This is a genomic window from Marinomonas algicola (assembly GCF_014805825.1).
In the GTDB taxonomy this organism is placed as follows: domain Bacteria; phylum Pseudomonadota; class Gammaproteobacteria; order Pseudomonadales; family Marinomonadaceae; genus Marinomonas; species Marinomonas algicola.
In genome coordinates this window covers 1,561,432-1,579,802 of record NZ_CP061941.1, presented here as the reverse complement: position 1 = coordinate 1,579,802, position 18,371 = coordinate 1,561,432, and the positions used below count along the sequence as shown (strand labels likewise).

Sequence of the window (18,371 nt, the reverse complement as noted above, 5' to 3'; positions counted from 1 at the left end):
ATAATATGAGCGAAGATCGATCGAGTACCTCAAACGATCAGCAGTCGAAATCTTGGTTTGAGCGTTTAACTCAGGCTTTCAACGACGAACCGAAAAGTCGTACTGACATCATCAATCTGCTTGAAGCAGCTGTTTCATCTGAATTAATTGATAGGGATGCCTTTACTATTATTGAAGGAGCACTTGAAGTTTCTGAGGTTCAAGCCAGAGACATCATGATTCCTCCATCCCAAATGGTGGTCGTTAAGTCAGACAATGACCCTAAAACCACCATTAGAAAAATAATTGATTCTTCCCATTCGCGCTTTCCTGTTGTTGGAGAAGACTCAGACGAAATACTCGGCGTATTACTTGCAAAAGATTTATTGCCACTATTATTTAAAGATTCAGAAATAACCACCGAAGACATCCTAAATCAACTGCGTCCTGCAAATTTCATCCCGGAAAGTAAGCGCCTCAATGTACTGCTAAACGAATTTAGAACGAAGCGCTATCACATGGCCATCGTTTTGGATGAATATGGCAGTGTTTCAGGTTTAGTTACGATAGAAGATGTACTAGAACAAATTGTTGGTGAAATTGAAGACGAAACAGATAAACACGATGATGAGGATATCAAACCTTTAGATGGCTCAAGTCATTTTATGGTTCCTGCATTGTGTGAAGTCGATGATTTTAATAGTTTCTTTAAAACTGACTTCAGTGACGAAGAGTTTGATACTATTGGCGGCATTCTCGTTCAGCATTTTGGTCACGTTCCTATTCGTGGCGAAGAGATTGTCATTGACCGATTCAAGTTTCAAGTAATGAAGTCAGATGGACGTCGAGTCAAAACATTGCATGTTGAAGTTTTAGAAGACAGAGAGTCGCTTTAGGAGTTTGACCTGAGGCATCCGCTTTACCCAATCACCACTAGCACACCGATAGGACAACCTTAAATGCGATTTTTTTTCCAAACCTTACTGGAGAAGCGTTTTTTAAGACTGTTTCTTATTGGTGCCGTCAGTGGTGCGCTGAGTGTTTTTGCTTTCGCCCCTTTTTACTTCTGGCCAGCCGCCGCCGCTAGTATAGTTGGCTTTTCTTGGTTAATCACCCAGTCGCAATCTCACAAAGAAGCCAGCTGGTTTGGGTTCTCTGTCGGCTTAGGGTATTTTGGTGCAGGCATTTCATGGATCTTTGTCAGCGTTGTAAACTATGGTCAAGTTGGCCTGATTCCCTCTCTTTTAATCACCTTTGCGTTTATTGCTCTTTTAGCCGCCTTCCATGCATTGGCTGGCTATGTGTGTTCTCGTGTATTTACTCTTATTCCGAAACTCTCTAAAGCATTGATTATTTCACTCGGTTTGTTAAGTACTGAGTATTTACGAAGTCATATATTTACTGGCTTTCCATGGCTACTAGCAGGGTATGGAATGGAAAAAAGCCCTCTTTTTGAACTGTCTCCTATTGGTGGTATATGGCTACTGACTTTTGCTTGCTTACTTAGCTTTAGCCTACCCGTCTTTCTTTTTAAAAAGACCAAAGGTCAGTGTCTGAAAGAATCCATCAGTATAATCATGGTTATCTCTTTATGGGTATCTGGCACGACACTCACCCTCAACAACGTTCAATGGGTTACGCCAAAAGACACAATTAAAACCACACTAGTACAAGGCAATTTGAAGCAAGAAGAGAAATGGCTCACTGAACAAGCCGCTAAGTCTCTGACTTATTACCAAGAGATGACTCTTGAAAACCTTGACAGTGACCTCGTCGTTTGGCCTGAAACAGCCATAACCTACCTATATCATCAAGTCGTGAACCACTTGAAACCTTTTGATGAAACGCTTCGAAATTCAGACACGACGTTAATTACGGGTGTGCCCTACTATAACCAAGAGAAAGATCGCTACCACAATAGCATATGGGCAATGGGAGAAGGATTTGGCCTATATTTCAAACAACGCTTAGTGCCTTTTGGTGAATACATCCCTTTTGCCGATTACGTTGGTAAATTATTGGATCTATTTGGTATGCCCATGTCAATGTTCAGTGCTGGTGAGCCGAATCAACCTGTTTTACAGGCACGAGAGTGGGGAGTAGCCGCGTTCATTTGCTATGAAATCGTTTATCCTGAACTTGTCCGATCCTTAGCAAAAGACAGCGATTTTCTTATTACTGTGAGTAATGACGGTTGGTTTGGCCATTCTATTGGACCTATTCAACATCTGCAGATAGCGCAGTTCAGAGCAAAAGAAACCGGGCGGTACGTGGTAAGGTCAACAAATACGGGGATTTCAGCCATTATTGATTATCAAGGTGCAATTACCGCTCAAGCACCACAGTTTGTCCGTACCACACTAACAGCACCCGTTATTACGACAGTCGGCACAACACCCTATGTCCAATATGGAAACTTAGTCGTTATCACGCTTATCTTTTTAATGATTTTGTTGCAAGGCATTCCGTTACTCATAAAGCCTAGCCATACCTAAGCACGTGGAAATCGACATTACATTTGTTAGCCGTACGGCTACCTAGTGACTATGATTAACCGCACTAACGCCTTGCCAGTCTTCAAGATCCAGATCGGGCCTAGCAGACCGATACCTAGCGTAAAGCGCAATACCTGCTTGATCTTCCAAGATATCAACCACAACCCCTTTTTCTCTTAACACACTTTCATTACCGCCTGCATTCGTTACATCTCCAACCACAACACGTTTAAAACCTCTCATATAAATCAATGTCGCACAGACATCACAAGGACTTAAGCTGGTGAAAATCGTTGTTTGACTAAAGTCGATGCGTCCAGCATCACGTATCGCTGAGGTCTCTCCATGATTATAAGGATGATCTTCTTGCACTAACGTATTATGACCTTTACCGACTATCTTTCGCGTCTTATTATCAATAATCACGGCACCAATAGGACACCCTCCTTCACTCTCGCTTTTCTCTGCCAACAATGCCGCAATACGCATAAAATCGGCATCCGATAAGATTTCAGAAAAAGATTCATCAAAAAGTACAGACAAACTTTTGGTTGGCATATGAGCAACTGCTCGTAATACAGCGTCACTTTTATCAGTTTGATTGGTATAAAGAGCCATTGTATTCTCCGTTATCAAGTAAAATATTTAAACGTATCTTTGAAACTATTGTTAGCTATTCTAAAGATATTGTCTATGTAGTCAGATTCTCGTTAACAGACTATCTAGCGTTTGCTGGTAGATTTGCCATCAAAGTACAAACCTCGTACTGACTGTAAACCTTAATCCCATGCTGACTTAAAAGCGCTGTCGTAACCTCTTGACCGGGCTTTTTTCCCCCTGAAAAACCACCATCATAGATCGAATGACGGCCACAGGATGGGCTTGACTCTGTTAATATCGCCAATGAAATACCTTCATCTTTGCATTTTTGTAAAGCCATTTCAGCACCGCGACAAAAAAAGTCACTGACATCTACGCCATCCGTCCCAATTACCGTCGCTTTCCCCTGCAATACATCGATACCACTTCCTTCTTGGATCTCTGCTGCTGGCCTAGGTGTAGGAAGACCCGCGCTAACCTCCGGACAAAACGCAATTACGTCATGATATCGAGCCAGTTGATCAAAGCACGTCTCATCAACATTCACATCACTCCCATTGTAGCGAACTTTACAACCCAGCAAACAGGCACTGACAAGTATCTTAGCCATGAATTAAAACCTTTGTTTAAGAAACAACCTTTTCGACTACGGCCTAGCCGTTGATAATGAAAACAACGACCAGCATAATTATTCTAATTTAACCAATCTTTTGCAGACGAATTAATGGCTAACAAAGCAGGGTTAGTTAACTTGCGCTCAGTTGAAATAGAGAAAAATTGCTCTCGTATTTCTTCAGTTTCACCAATTACTTCAACTTGATACTGATTAACGACTTCCTCCGCAATGGCCGAAGGTACAGCAAAAATACCCGCTCCAGCTTGACCAAATACCTTCATCAGGGCGCTGTCATCAAATTCACCTGCGATTTTGGGGTGCAAGTGATGTTTATCTAACCATTGCAGCAATTGCATTTGCACCAGAGAAACATCACTTGGAATCAGTAATGGCACACCAGTAAGGCATTGGGGAAAGGTTCCGCCTAAATTCTTCACTAATGAAGGCGACGCCATAAAAGATACACCACAGTCACCCAAAGGATAATGATACCCCCTAACACCAAAGTTTTGCGGAATAGGGCCATCGGCAATAATAAAATCAAGTTTATGCATAGCCAGCTCTCCCAATAAGCTGGTCAAACTGCTTTCTCGACAAACAAGTCTAACAGGGTATTCTAAAGACATAGCTGGGGACAGTAGTCGGTAAGCAATAGACTTTGGCACCGCATCGGCTAATCCAATACGCAGAACGTGAGTCCGATCTGTCGACTCTGTGCGAACAGACTGCTCAAGCTCATTACCCAGAGAAAAGATTTCATCTGCATAGCTCAATACCATACGGCCGGTATCCGTGAGCTCTAACTTCCTCCCCACCTTGGTAAATAATTCAGTACCAAGTTGATGTTCTAATAACGTTATTTGGCCACTGATTGTCTGCGGTGTGATATGTAAGTTCTCGCTGGCTTTTATAATACCACCCTGCTTTGCGGCCGCCCAAAAATAGTGCAAGTGCTTGAAATTAATCATACCCACCTATAGTTCGAAAAAAACTGACAATAAGGATAAATAATTCGATTATACCTTTTGATTTTATCTTTGTACTCTAAAACTTCAACTTTACTTATCTGAAGACAGATACTGGAGAGCACTATGAAAATCAAGGTACAGACACGCCATTTAGCACTGACATCTGAATTAAAAGAGTATGTCAAACGTCGTATTCTCTTTGCGTTAGATTCTCGTTTCGATAAAATTAAACGCGTCATTGTGACACTTTCTGATATAAATGGCCCTAAAGGCGGTGAGGATATGCGCTGCCAAGTCTTAGTTAAGTTGGATGGTCAAAAAGACATCGTTATCGACCATAAACAAGCTCATTTACGCTCGGCGATTGACAAAGCGGCTGATAAAGCAAGCCGAACGGTGACTAAACGCATAGAACGTTTACAACACAAAGCCACACGCATAAATTCAGCCTTACGTCGAATGACACCGAAAAAGGCCAGCAAACCGGATATTTACGAAGAATATGAAAATGAGTATGGCTATTATCAGCACTCTTAATGAATTTAAGCGTCTGCATCTGGTAGACGATAATAAAAATGCAGGCAGTTAAGTCGCTGCCTGCATTGTGTAACGGAATGCGCGAGATTTATTTCAAAACAAGTTAATCAAAGCGAAAACTTGAAGTCGTCCAACCACCAAATAAATTTTTCTCATGATAAATGCAGCTTGCTTCTGCATTTTCTGCGCACCTAAAGCCACCATCAAGGGAATAAGGTGGTCTTCTGCTGGGTGACAAAGGCGTATATAAAGGGTTTTTCCCATTTAAGCCATCTTTCACGACGTTTTGTAGGACCCTCCTCTAAATAGTTATCACTTTAGAGGCATTCCCACGCGTAAAATACCTGTCGTTAAAACATTCGCTCTTAACCCTCCCCTGTTTAACCAGGCCTTCACAACTTGTGGCGCGGTTAATGAATCATTGGCTAATAATTTTCCAAGAGACGCACAGGGTTCACACAATTCCACACCTAAAAAACGAACACCGCCAATCTCAAACTCTTTACCAACCAACTGATTCAATCGAATACCTTGAGTGACGATATTTCGACGTGTGTCAGACGGCCTTATATGCTGACCAAAATTCGCATTAAACGCCTCAATTTCCTCACTTTCGATAAAGGTAATATTAAGACCTGCTTCTCTACGTTTACCGTAATATCTATCACCCACAATCCCTTTACCCGCATCGACTTTTACCGCATCGATTCCAATTTGTGACTGTTTTGATTTTTTCGATACAAATATCGCTTGAATCATTTGCTACCTTATAAAGTGTGTTATTTATTGCAGAAGGCCTATTATTTGGTTCCATTATATAAACAGTATGCAGGCCCTGTATCGCATCCCTTCACAAAAAATTACTGGCTTTCTCTATTCTTCTAATCTAAAAAATAAGTCCAGAGAATGAATAAAATACAATGCTTACCGACTGGTTTGAAATGTATTGTAATAATCGTCTGAGTCTAAAAATTCGCAAATGAGAATTATTAATTTGTTTTATAGGCTTACTATAGATACATTTTTTATCATGCTCTACAATCTATTAAGCTCGTTGTGTAAATGAGTCAAAAAATGCATAAAAGAAAAGGCCCTATTAGTGAAGAATGTTAGTTTTTTGATTGTTGACGATAGTCAATCGGTCCGATCAGTCGTGAAGAGTACCGTTTACAATCAGCTAGGAAGTCAAAGAATATTGTCTGCGGCAAATGGCTTAGCCGCCAAAATGATCCTTCAAAAACAAGCTGTCGATATTATAATTTCTGATCTAGAAATGCCTCATTTAGACGGCTTCGAATTATTGTCCTTTGTCAGATCACACCCAAAAATGAAAAGCACACCCTTTATTATGATGACATCCGAAGACAGTAAGGATTTCGTTGTCAACGCAATTGAAAAGGGAGTAAACCAATACCTTGTCAAACCTTTTACCACTGAGAAGCTTGAAGATGCTATACGTCGTTCTTGGTACAGTGCTGAACAACGACGGAACGCTCGAATTTTTAACATCCCACCTCATAAATTATCCCTACAGTTCAATGATGCCTTTGCTACTTCTGGCCTAATAAATAACATCAGTATTTCAGGTATTTTATTTGAAATGGAATACAGTGAACACATTTCTCTTTTTTCAAAATGTAGCGTTAGTCTCAATATAGAAATCAATGAAAAGCAAACTACTAAGCTGAGCAATTTAGTGTGTAGAGTCATCCGAATAGAAGCTCAAGACTTTAAAGATTTAACAAGCTGCAAATGTCGAGTTGCCGTTCACATTGATGAAGAAACAAATGAAGGTAAAACATTGAGGTCGCTTAACAAATTAATGGATTCACTGTCATTAAACAGCGCGGCACTAGACTCCTCTAATGACAGTAGAGAAGCCTTATTAGAGAGTCAATAAAAAAACTGCCAATTAAGCAATAACGGTTCACAAGTTCTTCAAACAGCCTATTAACGTCTACGTCCCGCAGCTATTGACACCTCATGTAAAAACTCAAATACCAAGGCGATTGCCTTCACCTTCACTAAAGCCTTTTGCGCTCCATGCGAACTTTTCCAATTATTCGGACGCAAAAAGTAGTTTAAAAAATAACATAAAAGCACCATTGCAAGAATGGAGTATAAGTTCTACTTTACAATATACGTGGCATAACCATATGAACATTCAGCATCATTAGCTTGAGACACTTAAAAAGGGCAACAAATATGAGCCATATATTGGAAAAAGACATCTCCTGCCCATACTGTGGTGAAATGATAGGGGTCATTATTGAAGCGTTAGATGACAGCCAAGAATACATAGAAGATTGCCAAGTTTGTTGCCGCCCTATTGTTTTTCATATCGAAGTAACCTTAGATGGCACTCTTTCTATTATTGTCCATTCAGAAAACGAAACTTATTGATATTCTCTGTATTTTGAATTCGTTTTTTCCCCTCATCATTCGTCCAATCGATTTAAGCGATATTGCAGAGCATCTAAAAACACTTTTACTTTTTCAAGTGGATACTTTTTTCCAGAATATAATGCATACAACACGAGATCTTCTGGCTCACTGTCTAACTCTACTTTAATAAGTGAACCATTTTGTAGGCTTGTTTGGCAGGCATGCAGAGGTAATATTGCAAAACCCAATCCTTTTAAGGCTGCAGCTTTCGCCAGATTACCGCTATTAACCTTGCAACTGGATTGCACGTGAATAGTTTGATTATGCTTAAATCGCCAAGGCATACCTTGTAGTATTGATAAAGTAGTAATACAAGGACCTTTGCTTAATTCATCCAAAGAGTTAGGCAAAACATGATGCTTAAGCAATTGCGGTGAGGCAACTACACAGCTAGACCAACGTGTTACCTCTTTCGCAACCCAACCAGAATCCTCTAATAATCCACGACCGAAGCGCAGTATTAGATCAAAACCCTCTAATAATCCTTCTGATGGGTTTAATTGCGTATCGCAACTAAGATGAATCTGGGGATGATTAACGCAAAAATCGGTAACAGCTTCCGCTAAAAATGGAAGATCAGGCATGATAATCTTTAAGCTTCCAGATAAAGACTCTCCCTTTAATGACACCTCTTCCAATGCAACTTCCATAGCTTGCATTAACGGCACAATAGATTGGTAAAGTTGTTTACCCGCAGCCGTAGGGTACATTTTTCGGGTGGTTCTCTCTAATAACCTCAGTTTCATCTGCTTCTCTAACAAAGCAACATGACGGCTAACATTAGACGTTGGTAACTGAAGTTGTTCTGAAGCTAACTTAAAGCTCAGTTTTTTATAGACTGCTTGGAAGCTAATTAGCCACTGAAGTTCAATTCTTTCAAGCATTGATTTTCTCATTAAATGGGATAAAGAACACCATCATAACGTATTTATCCTCAATAATCGTTTTGTCACAATCACTAACGGATAATTATTAAGAGTAAACGATATGATTAAAACGAAAAAAATAGCCATTATTGGTGCTGGTGTTGCAGGCATGGCGCTGGCCATACTGGCCACAAAACAAGGCCATAAAGTAAGTTTATATGAGCGCAATTCACAAATCAGCACCCTGGGAGCGGGTGTCACCTTATGGCCTAATGCTGTGTTTGTTTTGCGGCAAATGGAGCTAGAAAAAGCGGCCATAAAACTCGGTGGAGTGCCTCATTTTATGCACCAATTTAATCAAAATGGTAAAAAGCAAAGTGAATTTGATATTAAAGCGATCAATGCACTTTGCGGATTTAACAGTGTGACTCTCTTACGTCGCGACCTGATAGCACTAATGGCACACAAACTCAGTAAATTGGGAGTGAAAACACACTTTAATCACTCGATAGACTTACTCAATATTGAAGCCTTCAAACAAAGGTTTGATTTAGTCGTTGGTGCAGATGGACGAATGAATTCAGTCGTGCGCCAGTCTATTCATTCAGAAAACGCAATACCACGTTACCAAGGGTTCATTAATATTATTGGTATCAGCCAACTCAAAGAGAAGAACCTAGGCAGGGAGATTAGCGATTTCCGTGGTCAAGAGGAACGCTTTGGTATTGTCCCTATTAAAAATAACCTGTGCTTTTGGGCCGGAGCGTGGAATACTGAGATTAATAAAACGCGAGCTCTATCCTCTTGGTGTGAAGAGCTACATCAACGTTTTAGTCATTGGCCTCAACCAGTACAAAATGTCCTAAAATCTTATGACAAAACATCCCTTAATCGCATCTTTGTGCATGACATTGACCCATTACCCTACTGGCATAAAGGCAATAGTTTGATTATTGGTGATGCAGCTCATGCTCCTTTACCTACCTCAGGACAAGGTGCTTGTCAGGCGCTAGAAGACGCATGGCATCTTGTTAAGTTTTTACAAGAAAACGCTCAGTTGGAGCAAGCTCTCGCGGCTTTTTATAAACACCGTATTACCAAAACGAATACGACTCAAGCCATTGGCAGACAATTAGCGAAACAAATATTCTCCCCGTCAAACGACAATAGCACACCTAAATCAGCCGCCTTGACGGTGGCCCCTGAGCTTCTAAGCCAGCTATGGATGCAGGGTCTAGAGATTTGATAAGAGACAGCTAAAGGTGCATAAATCAATGAATGGAAATCTTAAAAAACCATGGAAGATGACATTAAATCTCTTCATTTTCATGCGCAGCTAGGAGGCTTCGCTTAAGCAACAAAGCCACAAAGCCACACAATATGTCATCGGGTATAGTCGAAACACCATACACAAGTAAAACGTATTTCTAACACTGAAATACGCTTTACTGAATAACATGTACAGAGGCGTCCTTTGTATTTCACATTAGAGAAAACACTAATCTAGATTTGAGGGACCGCTGCGTAAGCAACCACTTCACAAAGCATTTCCTCTCTAGCAAGACCCGCCACAATCATAGCGGCGCGGTTAGGAAAGGGGGCGGAAAAATACTCAGCATAGACTGTATTAAAGACGGGTAATTGGGATCTATCTGTTACGTAAATTAATACTTGTGTCACATGGTCCATAGTTAACTCGGCCGACTCAATCGTATGTTTAAGATTATCCATTGTCTGGCGAGCTTGAGCTTCGATTCCCCCTTCAACTACGTTACCTTGCTGATCGATTGGAATCTGAGCTGTCGACAACTGGCCATTAGCGATAATTGCCCATTCTAATGGTGCTTTAGACGCAAAAAGGTTGGTTTTAACTGGGGTTTTTATGGATGTATTCATCGATTTTTTGTCTCTTAATTAAAGAAAATGATCTTGATGGCTATTACTACCAATGTTAGAAAAGGCATCACACCTTCTCTAACACTTCAAAAAATAATTACGTTATTTATAAACCCTGCTCATCGGCCATTTTTTTAGCGATCTGAGGCGCCGTCCAAAGTGAAGGTAAAAGCACTAAGGATACGGGTACGGCCGTGATCACTATAAATGATTGCAATGCCGATATACCGCCCGCTCCTATGGAAATGAGTAGTGCAGCCACTACCCCCATAATAATGCCCCAAAAAACACGAATGGAACTTTTAGGCTGATCCGTTCCAGTCATTACCATGGAGACGGCATAGGTCATGGAATCACCAGTTGTCGCGACAAATATCGTCGTCAAAATAAGGAAAAGTACAGACACTAATGATCCCATTGGTAATTGCTCGGTAATCGCCAACAATGCCGCCGGAAGGTTGAATCCGGTGAAAGGTTCTGAAATCACACCTGGGGTTTCTAACTCAAACGCCAAACCACTACCACCAACAATAGTGAACCAAAAAGTGGTAATAATAGGAGCCACAACAGAAATCAATATCACCATTTGACGAATGGTGCGTCCACGAGAAATACGAGCAACAAACATCGCCATCAATGGACCATAACCAAGGAACCAGCCCCAAAAGAATACTGTCCACCAATCGAGCCAACCAGGGCTCGCTCGAAACGTTGCCATAGGTATGAACTGATCAAGGTAAATACCAAACGCTTGTAGATAACTATCAATAATGAATGCCGTTGGGCCAAATAATAAAATAAACACCATGAGAACAACGGCAAGGATGACATTGGCGCGACTTAATATTTGAATACCTTTTGTTACACCACTCACGGCTGACAAAGTATAGATACCAATCAAGGTTAATAAGATGAGTAACTGAGTCGTGTATGTGTCTGGAATGCCAAAGAGTTTCTCCAACCCAAAGCTCACTTGCAATCCTAAAAATCCAATCGGTCCAACCGTTCCAGCAACTACCGCCAAGACACAGCTCGCATCCACGATCGCGCCAAAAGGTCCTGTCATTACCTTATCCCCAAAAACAGGGTAGAGCAGCGTTCTTGGCTTAAGTGGCAAACCTTTTTCATAATGCAAATACATGAATACCACGCCGGTTAAGCTACCTAAGATAGCCCAGGCTAAAAATCCCCAATGCATAAAGCTTTGAGCTAAGGCGTTATAAGCCGCTTGAGCGCCTTCGGCTTCGCCAAACAAAGGTGGTGCAGAAGTAAAATGCGCCATCGGTTCGGCGGCGGCCCAAAATACACCGCCACCAGCTAATAAAGTACACATGATTATCGACATCCACTTAAACGTGGAAATTTCTGGGGCTTTAATACCGCCTAATACAACGTTACCGGTTCGCCCTATAGCCAAAAACAAGCCGATAACAAAAGTCAGTAATAGCAGTACTTGCCAATAGGCGCCAAATAATTTGGTCGATACAGCAAAAGTGGCATTTACCCATGCGGATACCACATTAATGTCATACAGTGCCGCAATTACAAAAAGAGCTAAGCCACCGCCACTGATGATAAATACAGGTAAATCCACTCCTGCGAGCCACCCTGAATTTTGGCTATCAATTTGGTTTGGCCGTAAGCCGTCTTGAGATACTCTACTCATGGTAAGTCTCCTGGGGATAGTTATTTTTTATAGTTATTGAGTTTATCCTGAGTTAACGAATGCATTACCGCACCCGTTAACTTGGCTACCTATTAATTATTAATTCATTTACTAAGATATCCGATTAGGCGTCTTAAGAAGCGTTTGGTGTTAATCCTTCATCGAAGAACCTCAACCAATTTTGCCCCATAATTTTCGCGACCTCAGTATCATTAAACCCCCGATCCATTAGACCTTTGGTAAGATTAGGGAAGTCACGGCTATCCTTAAACCAAGCCAGAGGGTCCGGCCAATCCGAGTTGGATTTTGAACCCTCACCATAATCCTTTAACTTTGACCAACGGCCATTCCTCATCCATTCTAAAATAGATAATGGTTGCTGCTGACACAAATCCGTACCTATGCCGATATTATCGATCCCCATCAAGTCCGCCGTTTTGGCGACCATGTCACAAAATTCACTGAGACGGCAGTTTGAACCATTACGAAGATGGAATGGATACAAACTGAAACCTAACAATCCACCGGATTCCGCCAGTTTTTTCAGTACCAAATCCGATTTATTTCGCTTTGCTTCATGGAAGCTAAGTGGGTTTGCATGGGAAATAACAATGGGTCGTTCTGATATATTAATGGCATCAAGCGTGCTGCGTTCACCGCTATGACTCATATCGACTATCATTCCAACTCGGTTCATTTCTTTAATGGCCTGTCGACCAAAGCGAGTAACGCCGCTATCAACCGATTCATAACAACCACAAGCCAATAAACTTTGATTGTTATAGGTCAACTGCATGATCATTAGATTTAACTCACGCATTATCGCAATCATGCTGATGTCATCTTCGATTGGCGAACAATTTTGTGCACCAAACATAATGCCGACTCGACCAGTGGCTTTCGCGATTCGGATATCATCAGCACAACGTATCGGCATAATGAGGTCGGCATTCTCTTCAAAACGCGTGTTCCATTCACCAATGCGCAACAAGGTTTCACGAATTTGTTCATGATAAACAATGGTCGCATGCACCATGGTGACACCACCTTCCTTTAGTTGTAAGAAGATATTTCTGTCCCAATTCGAGTATTGCAAACCATCGATGACGATAAGATCCTGATGCATGATTCGGCCCTTTCTATGCGCGCATATAAGTGGTTTTCACCACAGTGTAAAACTCTTTCGCGTAAGTACCCTGTTCACGAGGACCAAAGCTGGAATCTTTACGTCCCCCAAATGGAACATGGTAATCCGTACCTGCGGTTGGTAAATTAATCATGACACAGCCTGTCTTAGCATGGCGTTTAAAGTCATTCGCGTATTTAAGAGACGTTGTGCAGATACCGCCTGTTAAACCAAAATTCGTATCATTTAGCGTAGTTAATGCTTCCGTGTAATCTTTTACTTTTATAATACAGGCAATAGGTGCAAACGCTTCTTCACGATTGATTGTCATTTGATTGGTCGTATTTACGAATAGAGCAGGTTGCATATAATAACCCTCTGTTTCTTCCGTTAATACAGCCCCTCCATAAACCAACTCACCACCCTCTTCCTTAGCAAGTGCAAGATAATCAAGGTTTTGCTGCATTTGACGAGCATCAGCAACCGCGCCAATATGGACACCTTCTTTTAGAGGGTGGCCAACAACCAACTTCTGCATGCGTTCAATCATTTTACTAACAAACAGATCATGGATACCTTCGGTCACAATAAGACGAGAAGACGCGGTACATTTTTGTCCCGTGCCACCGTAAGCACCACCGACAGCACATTCAACAGCATTATCTAAATCCGCATCATCTAATACGATCAATGCATTTTTACTGCCCATTTCTAGCTGACATTTAATTAAATTTTCCGCCGTCGCAACGGCAACCTTCCGGCCGGTCTCAAGTGATCCAGTAAAAGTGAGCGCATTGATATCAGGAGAGTGAATTAAGGTGTCACCTACTTCAGAACCCGGTCCCATAACTAGGTTAACGGTACCTGCAGGAAGGTTCTGACGAGAAATAATTTCCATTAATGACCACGCACTGGCTGGCACTTGATTCGCAGGCTTCCAGACAACCGCATTACCATAAGCCAATGCGGGTGCAATTTTCCAGGCACCGGTTGCGGTTGGAAAGTTCCATGGTGTAATAATACCCACTACACCAACAGGTTCTCGACGTGTTTCTATCTCTACACCAGGTCTGACTGAATCGGCTGTTTCACCCATTTGACGCAATACTTCGGCCGCATAGTAATGAAAAAACTGACCAGAACGATAGGTTTCACCTGCCCCTTCCGCCAACGTTTTCCCTTCTTCGCGAGCAAGCAACTCGCCTAATTCATCTTTGCGAGCAATCAACTCATCACCAATAGCCATTAAAACGGAGTATCTCTGCTCTAACCCACTTTTCTCCCATTCCAATTGCCCTTGCTTAGCCGCTTCAATAGCCGCAAGAGTTTGAGATTTATCAGCTTGAGCGTAAGTGCCTATAATATCGTTAGTATCAGCCGGGCTAATGTTATCTATATTCTTACTGTTACCATCAACCCACTCACCGGCGATGTAATTACGAAAAACTGTATCGGACATGTTTTGTTACTCCTATGTGGTATTGGCATCATACTAATACTCATGATTTAATAATAAAAATTAATAAATAATATTAAGTGATAAGGTTTTTTTATTATGTTGCCAGAATTAAAGATTACTCAACTGCGTCATTTTGTCTGGGTAGCCGAGCTGAAGGGCTTCCACGTGGCGGCAGAGCGGGCTCACAGAACACAACCGGCCATTTCATTATCAATCAAAGATCTAGAAAATAAATTAGGTGAAGATGTTTTTGAAAAGCGTAATACCAAATCAGCCAAAGCAGAACTGACCCCCTTTGGAGAGTTATTTTTACCAAAAGCCAAGGAATTAATTGCTCACCATGATCGCATTACTCAAGACATGATGCTGATGGCCGATCATAAAACAGGACACATACGATTGGCTTCTGTTCCCTCAATTGCCAGCCAAGTATTACCCGAATTGTTATTGGAATTTGTTGCTGATTCACCCGATCTAAACGTCAGTTTTTTTGACGATAACTCAGATGCTGTACTTAACATGATAGAAAATCAACAGGTAGACTTTGGTATCGCCAGCCTCTTTCATAAAGATGAGCACCCAAACAAACAGTTCCACCCCATTTGGGAAGATCAAATTGGCGTAGTCTGCCCAAAGGATCATCCACTGGCCACAGAAAAAGGAATTCACTGGAAAACATTATTAGCGCATCGCTTTATCAGTAATGGCACATCTCGGCTTTTAGAAGACAGTGAAGCCAGCCCTTTGTTAGGCCGGTCTCAGTTTTACATATCCAATATGATTTCTTTAATTGCCATGCTAGAAGCCGGTGTTGGAATAACCACTTTACCTCGTTATGCCTTTCCAAAAGAAAGCAAAAGCTTATGTTTTATTCCTCTGGATACTCCCCATGTGGTTCGAAGAATTGGCCTTGTACAACTCAATAACAAATCACTGTCTCCTGCAGCCAATGCCCTTGCAAACTTTATTATGACTAAAGCAAAACGATAAATGGTGGAGATAAATTGATATCAATCAAAAAGTGGAACCCACTAACCAATATCTTAAAAAGTTAGAACACTAGTATAAATAATGGTTTACAGCATTTTGATAAGAATAACTTATTTAATGATAGAGCTTTTTGATTTGATGGCAACGGATTGATAGTCAATCATGGAGCATGACTACCCCATAAATGCCAATTAACTCAGACCGGTATTGTAAACTAATTCATAAGAGAGTGTGCTTCATGACGACATCCGCTGCGATTACATCTTCATTAAGAGGAAGCAATGCGTTACCGCTTCGTCCAATTGATCAAGTTATGGATTTAGAGCGTTTAGGTGCTATGCATCAAAGCCGTTTAAGCTTTATGCGTATATTAGTACGCCATGTGATGCGTGAGCGCTGGCAAATTATCATGAGCACAATGTCACTGGATAATGAAGGCTACGGCACTGTTATCTACGAGATTCAAACACCTCATAACCTTTTTAGTTTTGTTATTTTTTCGGACTATTTATCTCCAGATGAGAGAAACGACCGTGTTATTGCCTCTAAATGGGACCTAACCATGGCGTTAGTTAGCGGAAAAATAGATCAGGCTTACCTAGAAATATTACGTAAAAATGTGCCTAAACAAGAGGCAGGACGCGTCGATTCTAGAGTATTTGTCCTATCAAGAGCGAATCGTAGTGCTCGTAATTTTGACTACGTCGTTGATCAACTGGCATCGGGCGGGCAGCCAGACATAGATAAAATAGCCAAAGTGGGTTATCTCTACCGGACAACAGCCGTCTATGGCAGTGGTAAGTTAGGCATGGCCGATTGGGAAAAAGTCTCTACTCGCTGGCCAGATTTTGCGCGTCCTTTCTCGGCTGAAATGTTTGCTTGCTTTATGTTACGTAACTTTAGTTTATTCCAAGCAGAACACATTGCTAAAATGCGATCATCGGCCACGTTTAATCCCATGCAAGCCGATATTAAGCGCTACTTTGGTATTGGTAATTCCACTGGGCTGGGTATGGCGCCCTATTTAATGAACCACCCCATGTTGATTAACCAATGGATCGAAATGCGAGAATTAGCCCTAGCAAGAGTAAGACAACTGGGTAAGTATGACGAATACGCTAAAGAAAGGTTAAATCGCTTAATTCATCGTGTACAGAACCATATGTCCGAGACCCACACTGAGGACGATTGGCAAAGTCAAAATAATCTCGTGGTTTTAAAGGATCTGCAACGATTAAGCCAACGCCTTGAATCGAAGCTCGAGAATTGGAACGGTTTAATTTTATGGAGCGAAGATGAATGTTCACTACAAGGACAAGAGCTGCTCGTTTCTCTACTACTTGAATTGCACCCTGAACTCGTAGATAACCTAGAACACTACCATAGCTCAGATGAGTTTTTAGACTTAGACCCGGTTATGCCAGTTCAAACCTTAAAGCAGGTCATCGAAAACCGCTATGCTTGGGCCTTAAAAATCGATTTTTCCGAGAGCGGTTCTAGGGACATTTTTTGGTATCGTTCGGAAGAAAAAATGGAACCTCGTTTAGGCCAATCAGCAACAGAAAAAGGCAAGGACAAACAAATGGCCCTTGGCGTTGGTTATGCGGTTCGTAAATGTTACGACCAACTCTGTGATTACATAAAAATATTCCCCAACCATACTACGGCTCGCTTTATGGTAACAAAACCAAAATTAAGAGGCATTGTAAGGCGCATTCAAAGCATGAACCGTTGTGTATATGGTGATATTCAAGCCAATTTACTCGATAAAAACGTCTTACCCATGCATTTATTAAGAGCTAAATTAGCTTTTTTTGGTGTCAGTAAATTTGATCCTCGCTCAAAGTTATGGGTCCGCAATACCATGTTCCAAGGCGCGCCTTTACTTGAAGATATTGGAAATAGCTTTAATGACGATTGGTTTATGCCTTTGGCACCAAAAAAAGAAGGTAATATCTAATGCATGTATCTATGAATGAATTAAAAGCGGCATTACGTCGTTGTTTTGAAGCCGCTAACTACTATGTTGGTAACTATGAAGACGCCGCAAACATGATTTTATGGTTAGAAAAGCATGGGCTTGATGGGTTGCAGGAGCTGAAAAATACACTTCCTTATATTAAAAATGATAAAAATAAAGCGATGAGCACTGTCGTTTATGAAGACAGTACCTCAGCAATTATTGATAGCCATGGTCGAAGCGCCTTAAATTGTATCGCCTCCGCCGTTGATCTGGCTCACGCAAAAGCGCTCGAATGCGGCATAGCAACGATCAGTGTGCATAATTGTCACAATCGAAAGTTTATCCTAAAAGCGCTAACTGATTGCGGTCGTCGAGGCATAAGTGTGGTCGCTTATTGGAGAAATGGCAGTCAAATTGTGACCGAATACACGGCGGCGATCAAAGCAGGGGCTCGCTACCCATCGTTTAGCCAGGCCGTTACTCACCTTGAAAGTAATGAGCAAGATAAACAAGCACTCACCATCATCTGCAGTTCACGAGTTGACTTAGATTCATCGTTACAAAATTCAAACGATCACCAAACTCGATTTCATATGAGTGCCGATAAAATAGAACGAATAAAAGAAAAGACTATCGATCATGGTATCGAAATCGATGCCGCTCTGTGGGCAGAAATAAACCAAATTGGTGCCGCTGTTTTAGTTGAAAACTCTGAAGAGTCAAGACAGGGAGCAGGTGCCAATTAAAGCCTTGGCAACTGATCTT

The 18,371-nt window shown here is 41.4% G+C and carries 19 protein-coding genes; 9 read left to right on the top strand and 10 right to left on the bottom strand.

Annotated features, from left to right (window positions below; all coding sequences use genetic code 11):
- Positions 1-5 precede the first annotated feature (5 nt).
- Together IEZ33_RS07125 and lnt are read left to right on the top strand one after the other, a co-directional pair.
- A complete protein-coding gene (locus IEZ33_RS07125) occupies positions 6-875 on the top strand; it encodes an HlyC/CorC family transporter (RefSeq protein WP_191602995.1) in 870 nt (289 codons plus the stop codon).
- Between the two features lie 63 nt (positions 876-938).
- Positions 939-2,474 carry an apolipoprotein N-acyltransferase gene (lnt, locus tag IEZ33_RS07120; protein ID WP_191602994.1) on the top strand — a complete coding sequence of 512 codons (1,536 nt, stop codon included), beginning with the start codon at positions 939-941 and terminating at the stop codon, positions 2,472-2,474.
- A gap of 42 nt (positions 2,475-2,516) precedes the next feature.
- On the opposite strand, the gene IEZ33_RS07115 is transcribed toward lnt, so the two are convergent.
- The 3 genes from IEZ33_RS07115 to nhaR all read right to left on the bottom strand — a co-directional run bounded on the left by IEZ33_RS07115 (position 2,517) and on the right by nhaR (position 4,658).
- Positions 2,517-3,092, bottom strand: coding sequence for a nucleoside deaminase (locus tag IEZ33_RS07115; protein ID WP_191602993.1), 576 nt, complete (start codon positions 3,090-3,092; stop codon positions 2,517-2,519).
- A gap of 100 nt (positions 3,093-3,192) precedes the next feature.
- Complete coding sequence (locus IEZ33_RS07110; protein ID WP_191602992.1) at positions 3,193-3,684, bottom strand: 2-thiouracil desulfurase family protein; 492 nt, start codon at positions 3,682-3,684, stop codon at positions 3,193-3,195.
- 83 nt (positions 3,685-3,767) lie between these two features.
- The gene (gene nhaR / locus IEZ33_RS07105; RefSeq protein WP_191602991.1) at positions 3,768-4,658 is read right to left on the bottom strand and encodes a transcriptional activator NhaR; all 891 of its coding nucleotides are present in this window, start codon (positions 4,656-4,658) and stop codon (positions 3,768-3,770) included.
- A gap of 123 nt (positions 4,659-4,781) precedes the next feature.
- On the opposite strand from nhaR, the gene IEZ33_RS07100 reads away from it, so the two are divergent.
- On the top strand, positions 4,782-5,195 hold the full coding sequence (locus IEZ33_RS07100; RefSeq protein WP_191602990.1) for an HPF/RaiA family ribosome-associated protein: 414 nt from the start codon (positions 4,782-4,784) through the stop codon (positions 5,193-5,195).
- A 93-nt stretch (positions 5,196-5,288) separates the two neighbouring features.
- On the opposite strand, the gene IEZ33_RS07095 is transcribed toward IEZ33_RS07100, so the two are convergent.
- Both IEZ33_RS07095 and IEZ33_RS07090 read right to left on the bottom strand, forming a co-directional pair.
- Positions 5,289-5,459, bottom strand: coding sequence for a hypothetical protein (locus IEZ33_RS07095; RefSeq protein WP_191602989.1), 171 nt, complete (start codon positions 5,457-5,459; stop codon positions 5,289-5,291).
- A 48-nt stretch (positions 5,460-5,507) separates the two neighbouring features.
- Positions 5,508-5,954, bottom strand: a complete 447-nt coding sequence (locus tag IEZ33_RS07090; RefSeq protein ID WP_191602988.1) for an MOSC domain-containing protein — start codon at positions 5,952-5,954, stop codon at positions 5,508-5,510.
- A 340-nt stretch (positions 5,955-6,294) separates the two neighbouring features.
- Between IEZ33_RS07090 and IEZ33_RS07085 the strand changes: the two genes are divergently transcribed.
- Both IEZ33_RS07085 and IEZ33_RS07080 read left to right on the top strand, forming a co-directional pair.
- Positions 6,295-7,095, top strand: coding sequence for a response regulator (locus tag IEZ33_RS07085; RefSeq protein WP_191602987.1), 801 nt, complete (start codon positions 6,295-6,297; stop codon positions 7,093-7,095).
- Positions 7,096-7,400: 305 nt separating this feature from the next.
- On the top strand, positions 7,401-7,598 hold the full coding sequence (locus IEZ33_RS07080; protein WP_191602986.1) for a CPXCG motif-containing cysteine-rich protein: 198 nt from the start codon (positions 7,401-7,403) through the stop codon (positions 7,596-7,598).
- A gap of 35 nt (positions 7,599-7,633) precedes the next feature.
- Here IEZ33_RS07080 and IEZ33_RS07075 read toward each other — a convergent pair whose 3' ends face one another.
- Positions 7,634-8,524, bottom strand: coding sequence for a LysR family transcriptional regulator (locus IEZ33_RS07075; RefSeq protein ID WP_191602985.1), 891 nt, complete (start codon positions 8,522-8,524; stop codon positions 7,634-7,636).
- 103 nt (positions 8,525-8,627) lie between these two features.
- Between IEZ33_RS07075 and IEZ33_RS07070 the strand changes: the two genes are divergently transcribed.
- A complete protein-coding gene (locus IEZ33_RS07070) occupies positions 8,628-9,752 on the top strand; it encodes an FAD-dependent monooxygenase (RefSeq protein WP_206696914.1) in 1,125 nt (374 codons plus the stop codon).
- Positions 9,753-10,009: 257 nt separating this feature from the next.
- Here IEZ33_RS07070 and IEZ33_RS07065 read toward each other — a convergent pair whose 3' ends face one another.
- From IEZ33_RS07065 to IEZ33_RS07050, 4 genes are all read right to left on the bottom strand, one after another.
- A complete protein-coding gene (locus IEZ33_RS07065; protein WP_191603563.1) occupies positions 10,010-10,390 on the bottom strand; it encodes a RidA family protein in 381 nt (126 codons plus the stop codon).
- Positions 10,391-10,508: 118 nt separating this feature from the next.
- On the bottom strand, positions 10,509-12,068 hold the full coding sequence (locus IEZ33_RS07060; protein WP_191602984.1) for a BCCT family transporter: 1,560 nt from the start codon (positions 12,066-12,068) through the stop codon (positions 10,509-10,511).
- 133 nt (positions 12,069-12,201) lie between these two features.
- A complete protein-coding gene (locus IEZ33_RS07055) occupies positions 12,202-13,194 on the bottom strand; it encodes a membrane dipeptidase (RefSeq protein WP_191602983.1) in 993 nt (330 codons plus the stop codon).
- A 13-nt stretch (positions 13,195-13,207) separates the two neighbouring features.
- Positions 13,208-14,653: an aldehyde dehydrogenase family protein gene (locus tag IEZ33_RS07050; RefSeq protein ID WP_191602982.1), complete on the bottom strand. Its 1,446-nt coding sequence runs from the start codon at positions 14,651-14,653 to the stop codon at positions 13,208-13,210.
- Between the two features lie 96 nt (positions 14,654-14,749).
- Here IEZ33_RS07050 and IEZ33_RS07045 point away from each other — a divergent pair, with 96 nt between their 5' ends.
- From IEZ33_RS07045 to IEZ33_RS07035, 3 genes are all read left to right on the top strand, one after another.
- Positions 14,750-15,643: a LysR family transcriptional regulator gene (locus IEZ33_RS07045; RefSeq protein WP_191602981.1), complete on the top strand. Its 894-nt coding sequence runs from the start codon at positions 14,750-14,752 to the stop codon at positions 15,641-15,643.
- Positions 15,644-15,881: 238 nt separating this feature from the next.
- Entirely contained in the window at positions 15,882-17,603 is a 1,722-nt protein-coding gene (locus IEZ33_RS07040; protein ID WP_191602980.1) for a hypothetical protein, read from the top strand.
- Positions 17,603-18,352 carry a DUF3726 domain-containing protein gene (locus IEZ33_RS07035; protein WP_191602979.1) on the top strand — a complete coding sequence of 250 codons (750 nt, stop codon included), beginning with the start codon at positions 17,603-17,605 and terminating at the stop codon, positions 18,350-18,352. The genes IEZ33_RS07040 and IEZ33_RS07035 overlap by 1 nt, the downstream gene beginning before the upstream one ends.
- Positions 18,353-18,371 lie beyond the last annotated feature (19 nt).